A 9209-nucleotide genomic window follows, 5' to 3' on the forward strand; every position below is an offset into this window, starting at 1 on the left:
AACTAAAGAAGTTGCACCTCCAGAAAGTTGATTAGCTAAAACTACAGGAATATCTTTGTAAAAATAGCATCCTAGATCTTCGTGTAAATTTTCGGATGAAAAGATTTTTTTTTCTTTTAATAACTTTGCTAAAGTGCCATTAAAAACAAAAATAATTCTAGGTTGAACCACTTCAATAATACTATCTAAATGTTTGGCAAGAATTTCATAATTATCTTTGATGGTTTTTTTTATTCCATTTGAATCGGTATGTCTCAATTGGCAAAAATCATAATGAAAAATATTTTCTTTGAAATTCGTCTTGTTTTCTATTTCAATAAAAAAGTTTTCTAATTGTTTAAAATAGGGGATTCGTTCTTTTGAGTCATATTTTAGAAGCGCTTGATAATCAATTAGTTTTTTAGTTATCGCTGCTTTATTATTTAGATATATTTCTTTACGACCGTAATCGTGAGTTGACATTGGGTCAAATGTACCTTCAATTTCAAAAATAGTTTCGTGAATATGCTTAGCGAATTTGTTAGTTAATGAAGGATTTAATCCTACAATTAAGTACTGAATAGCATCTAAAGATTTAGAGACTCCATAATCTTCATCATATTTCATTAAAGGAAACCAATTAGTGTTAGCTAAATTAATTTTTTCAATGTTGTAATCTAACTCTATTCTTTCGTTGATTTCTTTAATCGTCATAATTGTGTTTTATTTAGTTGACTTAAATCGGGATTATCTTCAATTATTTTCTGAACTTATCCTGCTTTTCCTAACTCTTGTGCAACACCCACTAAGGAGTATTTTGTAAAATCTTTTGCCATGTTTTTGTTTATTTTTCAAATTTGTATTTTTATATGTTTATATTTGATACATAATTGATACATATTAAATAATGATTGAGTATTTAAAAAAACTAACTGAAAAAAACGCAGGATTTTCTATACAAGATAGGGGTGATTGTCAATTGTTATCGGAACTTATTATTGAAAGAACTGACGAATTGATTAGTTATAATACTTTGAGAAGGTTATTTGGATTGGCAAGTTATGTGAAACCGAGTAAGAATACACTTGATACACTTGCACGTTTTAATGGGTACAAAGACTATGTTCATTATTTAAAAATTAATCCCTACGAAGCCTATTGGAGTGATAAAGAGAAGTTATATTCTCTTTTGCAGGAAGATTCTGAAAGTCTTCTATATTTTATAAATGGTTTGGATTATAAAAGTGAGCAGGCGCTTGATTTTATGATTTCATTATGTCGGGAATTGGTTTATTTAGATAAGCAAACACTTTTAGTGGCTGTTTTTAACTCCAAATTTTTTATAGAACGTCATTTTAGTTACTCTGAAACGTTGCATTTTGGAAATTCGATTGGAATGCTTTTTAAAACGCATAAACTTTCCGATGATAAACTATTAATGAATACAAATTTTTTGAAATATGTATATTGTATTTATGTGGATTATTCCAATTTAAACGGCTATTATGGTGATTGGTGTTCGTATGTTAGCACAACTACTTCAAATATTCAAATCAAATGTTTTTCTATAGCAGTTTTAGAATTGAAAAAATATTTGAATGGATTGCCAGTTACTTATGATTACTTTAGTACCGTGTCGACACAAGATTTTCATCCTATTTTAACCGGCAGAATATTTTCTGTTCAATTACTTTCAAATAAATATGATTCAAACGATGTTACTGCCTTTTTTAATACAATTAAAATATCGCCACAAGAACATGTATTGGATTATTTGTATGAACCCATGATTGTTGCATTGCTTTCAGGTGATTTTTTATTTATGGACATGCTATTGAAATTTATTTCAATTCAAAAAATTAAGGTTCGTTATTATTACCATGAACATCATATAAATTTGTTTCGTTTACTTTCAGTATTCAATACAAAATTAGATTTGAATGAATTAAACGTAGAAGAAAAACAAGTTTCTATTTTTGAGGAAGATTATTTTAAATATAGTTATAAAGAAATAATTATGATTTTAATTTGTGTTTACAAATTTCATAGTAATGATAACGCTGATTATCAATTAAATGAATACAAAATACTTTCAAAAAAAATAAATTATCCCATCTTTACAGATGAATATTTAGTTGATTATTTTAATTAATTTACGATTTGTTGTGTACTCCGATACGCTGAGGATGATGGGGTTTGATATTGAGTTGTTAGTTGTTTATAGTTAGTTGTTTATGGTTAGTTGTTGAGTTGTTATCAGGATGCGGGGTTTGTTGTTTTACCAAGAATTAAAGGATTAGAGGGATTATTTTTTTTGAACAAGAAATGTTGAACAAGGAATGTTGAATGTTGAAAGAGAAAAAATTATAACCCGTAAGTACCTTTTGTAGTGTTAAAGTTGTTTAGGACTTCTGAGTCGGTTAAGGCTTTATTGTACATTCTTACAACACCTATTTGTCCATTAAAATATTGTGCATATTCTCCACCATTATAAGAGCCTAAAAATAAGTTAGTGCTACTATTTAGTATACCCGAAATAGTTATCGTTTTTGTTTGTTTTAACACGCCATTAGAATAAGTATATAATGCATTATTTGTTTTGTTCCAAATATATACCATTTGCACCCAATTGTTAGGAGTTAGGGTATAATTATCAGAACTCAATCCTGTACTTCCGTTACTGAAATCGGCTCGAATAACATTACTCCCCATACGTAAAGCGTAGGAAATATTTGCTGTTTGACCACCATTGTTATATTTTCCTAAAAGCGTACCATTTATAACCGTCGGTTTAAACCAGACTTCAATAGTCCAATTTCCAGTACCTGGTTCCAAAATAGCATTATCAGGAATGCTAACTTGAGAATTGCTGCCATTGAAAGTGAAAGCTGTGGCAGTTGTTGTTACATTACTTAGCGTTCCATTCATTCCATTTCCTGATAAATCATTCACTGTATTACCTGTTCCACTATAACTTTCGGTCATAGCAGGATTATAATAAAGCGTTAAGTTGTTTGTCGTAAAATCTATGGGCTTAACCATTAATCCCAAACGCATTGTAATATGACCACCTGGATTCCATTCCACAGGAAGTATCTTTACCGCTTTTGCAAAAACGGGTGTAGGGAATAAGACGCGCACATCATCAGTTGAGTTAGTGTTTAACAAGGCATTATCGAGTACGCGAGTCCATGGTGCCGCACCGTTTGGACTCGTTTCAATATGTGCTTTTGTGACCCATTGCCCGCCGTTATTGGCTCTACCTTGGGTTACGATTCCTTTTATCGTGGTTGGTGCATCATAACTTAATGTGATGGATTGATTGGCATCGTTATACAAAGCAGCCCAACCTAACGAAGTGTTGTTAAGCCACGGGGTGTAATGTAGTTGACCAAAAGTAGTTTCGCTATTCCATACACTTGAAACACTCCAATAGGTAGGGTTTGTATTGGTTGATGGGCTGTGAATGGAATAATCAAACTCATCTTTTCGGGCTAAATATTCTTGTAGGATATCTAAATTACTTAAAGGTAAATTGTATAATTTGAATTGCGCCAAATTAAATTTGCCAAAAGCACCAGACCCCATATAGGTAGTTTCTGAGGCGCCAATCGCATAATTTTGGGCAATGCTTGGAATATCTCTAGCGGCGGTTTGTGTTCCTTGTAAAACACCATTAAGATAGGCTTTAACTGAAGTGCCGTTATAGACCATGGCAATGTGATACCATCTGTTTAAACTGAGTGCAAAAGAAGAGGTTATAATAGGACTATTCCAAACACGGTATTTAATATTTCCGTTAACAATTTCTATGTTAGTAGCATGAAAACCTGAGCTGGGAGTTTGTGAATCTAACTCACTCACTATTACACCATTTAAGGCACTTGGATAGATCCAAAGACTCATCGTAAAGCTTTTTTGTGCGCTTGCGTTTACCGTTTTAAAATAGGGTCTAACATTTGGAGTAACAAGATATTCATTGACTCCATCTAGTTCAATAAAACCCAATGAATTCATGAAAATGGGTGCATTAACAACTGATGCGTTTCCTGAAGCGGCTATACTGGTTACAAATGAATTGCCTCGTGTGAAACTAGCTGATTTTGAAAAATCGTAATTGACTACCAAACTATTTTTTGGAAGCACTGATTGTTGAATGGGTAGTCCTATTTGACCAATTGCAGCACAATATACTAGTAAAAGGACTAGGTATAGGATTTTTTTCATTTTAATTACTCATTTCGCCAGACACAATAATGTTATTGCTTCCCATGTGAAGGATGCTTACGATAGCATATTGACTGGCTGTTTTGGTAAAATTCCCTCTGTTGAAGTAGGTTCCTGCAAACGTAATTTGTCCAGCACCCATTTGCACCACCGTACAATTAAATCCTGCGGGTAAACCACTAGGTATGGTGATGTTTATGGCAGAAGCGCTAGTAGATTGAATTATTTTTCCGTTATCGGCAGCCGTTAAAGGATAATTTGTCGATACAGAGGTAATATTTGCTGAAAATCCTGAGATAGATGAGGTGTCTGAATTTCCGCCTGTGATAGCCCCTGTGGTAGAAATGTTTCCGGCGGTGTAGCTAATGTTGTTTCCAGATTTAATCCAATCGGAATTTAATCTAGTCCAAGATGGGGTAGTTGTAGTACTGTTATTGACATAAAAACCCACCACATCATCGGTTTGATACACTAATAATCCGTTTGCCGCTGTGGTAAGCGTAATGCTTTCGCGTTGCGTTTTGGACATTCTAGGAATTAATATTCCTTTATCTGTTGACGCGATTTCTAATTTTGCTGACGCATTAGGAGTCGTGGTACCGATGCCCGTTTGTGCATTCGAATACCAACAACAGCTTATTATGCTAAAAATTGAAATCCACTTTTTCATTGAAAAGTATTTTAATAATTTTCAAAGATAATTTTTTTTAAGTTATTTAAAAAATATTGTTTGGATTTACGATTTGGGATATTTTGTTTGTCCGTCAACAATTTCTGGATGGCGAGGTTTTGTCTTAGTTATTGAGTTGTTTATTGTTTATTGTTTATTGTTTGTTGGAATTTGGAATTTGTGATTTGGAATTTATTGTTTGTTATTTGTAATTTTTTGTATATTTGATTAAAACTTATTGATATGAGATATACAATAATTCTTGCATTTTTATGCATAAGTAGCTTTGCAAATGCACAAAAAGTATTTAGTACGCAATATGCTAATCAGGCAGATATAAAAGTTTTTGTTGTGAAATACGAAAATCAAGCCGATTTAAAAGTCTTCAAGGTGAAATATGAAAATCAGGTTGGCGAGAACAATGGAAAGTGGTTTTTTTCTAAATATTCTAATCAGGCAAAAAAGAAAATCTACTTTGTGGATTATGAAAATCAAGCCGATTTAAAAATCTTTTTTGTGAATTATGAAAATCAAGCCGGATGGCGAAATAACGAAAAAAAACATTTATTGTTTTAAGTACTTATGAATTTAGATTCGCTTTAGCTTCATTTTATAATTATCACAATCTCGACAGGTATAGCTTGATTGCCAGGTTAAAGATAATTCATGTATACCTTGTCCATTTCCCATTTTTGAAGTATTTAAGTCATAGGAATAACCCAATTTGAATTCACCAGCTCGCATGGTCACAAATGGATTTAAAGAGGTTAAAACATGACTATTTGGACTTTTTCCTTCTGGATTTGTTGATGCGATTACTCCAAATGCAAATGTATTCATTTCTAATGAAGTGCTCAGGTCTAATCTGTTGTATTGCGATTGCCTCATATAATTAAATGAAAATAACAGATTGGAATCTTGCGGTAAAATCATAAATGGTGTATTGTTTAGTTCGAAAAAATAGCCACCATGCACGGTGAAAAACATATCTAATGGAACATTACCATTTTCTTTAAATGAAATGTCAGGTCTGCCAAGGTGTTTTAAAGTTGCCCCAAACCAAGCATTTTCTTGATCTACTAAAACCCCTGCAGAAAAATCTACAAAATTAATATTGTTTTTACTTCTTAAATACCCTGGGTCAATACTACTGCCAGAAATTGCACCTGTATTTATGTTAATTTGATCTTCTAATAATAAGTTTCCAAAATTAAAATCTTTTCTCCCGTAACCCCCTTCAATTCCCAATCTTAGTCGCCAGTCGTAATTAATATCTACTCGATATGAAAAGGCTCCATTTACTTGAAAATAATTGTAATCAGTGAAAACTTCTCTTTGGTTTAATACAGTCAACCCAATTCCTAAATTATCATTTACTAAATTATTTGCAAATCCGTATTGTGTATCTATTTTTCTATTTCCATCAGGCCATTGACTGCGGTGAATAAGTCCCGCATTCCAAGCACTTGCCGAACCCGTAAATGCTGGGTTTATGGTTTCTGGTACTAAAAGAAACTGAGTAAAAACAGGATCTTGTGCCTGCATACGCATACAAGAAAAAAGAAATAAAAGTGCGGTATATAAATTGAATTTCATTTTTACTATTTCTTATTTTATTAATACAAATGTTTGATTTTCTTTCACTATGGTTCCATAAAAGGTTTCAGCAGCTACTTTACAGTAATAATTACCGTTTTCTGCTGGTGTGTCTTTTATTTTACCATTCCAACCTGCTATTACATCACCCGTTTCAGAATAAATTAATGAACCCCAGGTATCATAAATATCTAATCGAACATTTTTTAAGCCTTTTGTAACCGGTCTAAACGTATCGTTAAGTGAATCACTATTTGGTGTAAAAGCAGTTGGCACTACTAATAAATATCCTTTATCTATAATTAAACTTATGAATGTTGTTTTTATACATCCTAAAGGATAAGTAACAGTTTGTGTTACAATATATTCGCCTTCTAAAACATAGGTATGTATAGGATTTTCTTCAGTAGAGAAGGTGCCATCCCCAAAATTCCAAGATATGCTAATGTAATCACCTGTTGCTGTATTGGTAAACTGAATAGGATCTAACATCGAATATAAACCAAAAGTAGTATATGCATATGAATTTTGTGTAAATCCAGCATTTCCAATGATTGGATTTGTAATGGTTACACTTTGCGATGTAGTACATCCGTTAGCATCTGTTATAGTTACGGTAATTAATCCGTTAAGAGTAGTGGACATAAATTCGTTATTCGCACCAGAAACAATTCCACTTGACCAGTTTATAACAAATGGCGGCATACCACCTGAAACGTTTGCCTTGAAAAGATTAGTTACTGTACCTGTAACACAATTTACTTGAGAATCTTGGTCTAAAACTAACAATAAAGGCGCTGGTCTGGTAATTGTGAAAGAAGCTGTCTTGATACAACCTCTGCTGTCTGTAACTATTACAGAATAATTACCATTAGGAATATTTGTAATGTCTTCTGTAATTGAAGCATTTGACCAAACATAACTAAATGGAGGTGTTCCACCTGAAACAACCAAGTTTATGGCTCCGCTACTTGCATTAAAACAATCCAACGCATTTTGTACGGTTGCATTTAAAACTAACGGTTGCGGTTCTACAATTATAAATGTTCTATTAATATAACATGGAGTTCCATCAGAAATCGAAACACTATATACTCCTGGAAGTAAGTTATTTCTTATGGTTCCAGAAGTACTACCATCATTCCAAGTTACTACAACTGGAGCTTGACCACCAATTAAATTTAGGTTGATACTTCCATTATTGGCTCCAAAACAGGAAATGTTTGTTACAACAGGATTAATTGTAAATATTGGTGCTTCAATAATGTTTATTGTAATTGGTTTTGTACATCCATTAGCATCAGTAATGGTTATAGTATAACTTCCAGCTGCTAAATTATTTTGAAAAAATCCTGTAGCTAACGTATTCCAATTGGCAATATAAGGTGCTGTTCCCCCTGTTACTGCTAGTGAGATACTGGCATTGTTTGCTCCATAACAGGTAATTTCAGTTATGGTAGGTGTAATGACAATATCATCCGGTTGAGAAACTACTAATCCGGTTACAGTTTTTGTTCCGCCATTAGCATCTGTAACCAGAACAGAATACGTTCCTGCTATTAATCCAGTAAATTGCGGATTCAAATTGGTTGAATCTGTAATAGTTTGTACGATTACATTTGCACTATTTAATAACGTATAATCATAAGGACTTACTGATTCTTGTGTGATTTGAATTCCTACAGCACCGTTTGAATTTCCAAAACAAATTAAGTTAATATTTAGTGCTAAATCTTGTTGAACTAAAAGTTCAGGTGGTTGTGTCAGTATAAAAGTTAATACAATAGGAGCACAATATCCATCGTTGATTGTTACAGTATAGGTTCCAGCAAATAAACCCGTTAGGTCTTCGGTAATAGCTGTAAATCCATTAGGCCCTACCCAACTATAAGTGTAGGTTCCAGAACCACCCGCAACCGTTAGGTTGATGGTTCCATCATTGCCTCCAAAAACACTTACATTATACCCATTATAGTTAGAAAGTACTCCCGATGCTGTAAATGTTGGATTTACCGTAATGGTATAAAAGGCATCATTTCCTGTACATGAATTTCCGTTACTAGTAAAAGTTGCCGAAGCGGTATAGGTAATAGTTAAAGGTGCGTTTGTAGAATTGACTAACGTTTCTACTGGAATATTTCCAGTTCCTGAAGCAGTTGCGCCAGTTATACCCGATGGTATATTTGCTATCCACGCGAATGTGATTGCGCCTGGTAATGATGAACTTAATGTAACTAAATTTGTTGTTGTATTATTACAAATGGTTTGGTTGGCCAAATCAAATATTACATTTGGTTTTGGATATACCTCCACCGTAATAGTAAAAGGAGTGCCTATACATGTACCCGATGTTGGTGTAACCGTGTAAATAATTGTTTGAATTGTAGTACTAGCGTTGGTTAATACTTGACTAATTTGACTACCTGATCCTGCACTAGCTCCGGTTATATTTGTATTGGTACTTATCGTCCAACCATAAGACGTTCCTACCGGTACGATGGTACTTGCATTTGGAGTGCCGTCTACAGGCGCTACTGTAAAGCCTTGTTCGCTACAAATTACAAATGCTTGGTTTTCTATTGCAGGTTTTGGATTCACCGTAATTGTATAATTATAAGTAATCCCTGCACAGGCAGAAGCATCGTTAGTTGCTGCTACAGCTGCATAGGTAATGGTTATTGGCGCGTTAGTAGTGTTTACTAATGTTTGAACAGGAATGGTATTGGTTCCAGAGGTG

7 protein-coding genes are annotated in these 9209 nt (G+C 33.3%); 2 read left to right on the forward strand and 5 right to left on the reverse strand.

Going from position 1 to position 9209, the window contains the following annotated elements; genetic code table 11:
* Window positions 1-693 (reverse strand): hypothetical protein (locus ABWO04_RS08210; protein WP_353079017.1); only part of this gene is annotated, 693 nt, incomplete at its 3' end.
* Between the two features lie 193 nt (window positions 694-886).
* Here ABWO04_RS08210 and ABWO04_RS08215 point away from each other — a divergent pair.
* Entirely contained in the window at window positions 887-2131 is a 1245-nt protein-coding gene (locus ABWO04_RS08215; RefSeq protein WP_353079019.1) for a hypothetical protein, read from the forward strand.
* A 212-nt stretch (window positions 2132-2343) separates the two neighbouring features.
* On the opposite strand, the gene ABWO04_RS08220 is transcribed toward ABWO04_RS08215, so the two are convergent.
* The gene (locus ABWO04_RS08220) at window positions 2344-4206 is read right to left on the reverse strand and encodes a LamG-like jellyroll fold domain-containing protein (protein WP_353079020.1); all 1863 of its coding nucleotides are present in this window, start codon (window positions 4204-4206) and stop codon (window positions 2344-2346) included.
* A gap of 1 nt (window position 4207) precedes the next feature.
* Window positions 4208-4876, reverse strand: a complete 669-nt coding sequence (locus tag ABWO04_RS08225) for a phage tail-like protein (protein ID WP_353079022.1) — start codon at window positions 4874-4876, stop codon at window positions 4208-4210.
* A 243-nt stretch (window positions 4877-5119) separates the two neighbouring features.
* Here ABWO04_RS08225 and ABWO04_RS08230 point away from each other — a divergent pair, with 243 nt between their 5' ends.
* A complete protein-coding gene (locus tag ABWO04_RS08230) occupies window positions 5120-5452 on the forward strand; it encodes a 7(1) septoil knot domain-containing protein (protein WP_353079024.1) in 333 nt (110 codons plus the stop codon).
* 12 nt (window positions 5453-5464) lie between these two features.
* Here ABWO04_RS08230 and ABWO04_RS08235 read toward each other — a convergent pair whose 3' ends face one another.
* Both ABWO04_RS08235 and ABWO04_RS08240 read right to left on the reverse strand, forming a co-directional pair.
* Complete coding sequence (locus ABWO04_RS08235) at window positions 5465-6472, reverse strand: PorP/SprF family type IX secretion system membrane protein (RefSeq protein WP_353079026.1); 1008 nt, start codon at window positions 6470-6472, stop codon at window positions 5465-5467.
* A 12-nt stretch (window positions 6473-6484) separates the two neighbouring features.
* Window positions 6485-9209: PKD-like domain-containing protein (locus ABWO04_RS08240; RefSeq protein ID WP_353079028.1), on the reverse strand; the 2725-nt coding region annotated here is incomplete at its 5' end.

The organism is Flavobacterium sp., assembly GCF_040382755.1.
GTDB lineage: Bacteria > Bacteroidota > Bacteroidia > Flavobacteriales > Flavobacteriaceae > Flavobacterium.

What these genes read in the sequence shown, in the direction of transcription:
- ABWO04_RS08215 (WP_353079019.1), top strand. Translation starts at nt 887, where the DNA reads ATGATTGAGTATTTAAAAAAACTAACTGAAAAAAACGCAGGATTTTCT.
- ABWO04_RS08220 (WP_353079020.1), bottom strand. Translation starts at nt 4,206, where the DNA reads ATGAAAAAAATCCTATACCTAGTCCTTTTACTAGTATATTGTGCTGCA.
- ABWO04_RS08225 (WP_353079022.1), bottom strand. Translation starts at nt 4,876, where the DNA reads ATGAAAAAGTGGATTTCAATTTTTAGCATAATAAGCTGTTGTTGGTAT.
- ABWO04_RS08230 (WP_353079024.1), top strand. Translation starts at nt 5,120, where the DNA reads ATGAGATATACAATAATTCTTGCATTTTTATGCATAAGTAGCTTTGCA.
- ABWO04_RS08235 (WP_353079026.1), bottom strand. Translation starts at nt 6,472, where the DNA reads ATGAAATTCAATTTATATACCGCACTTTTATTTCTTTTTTCTTGTATG.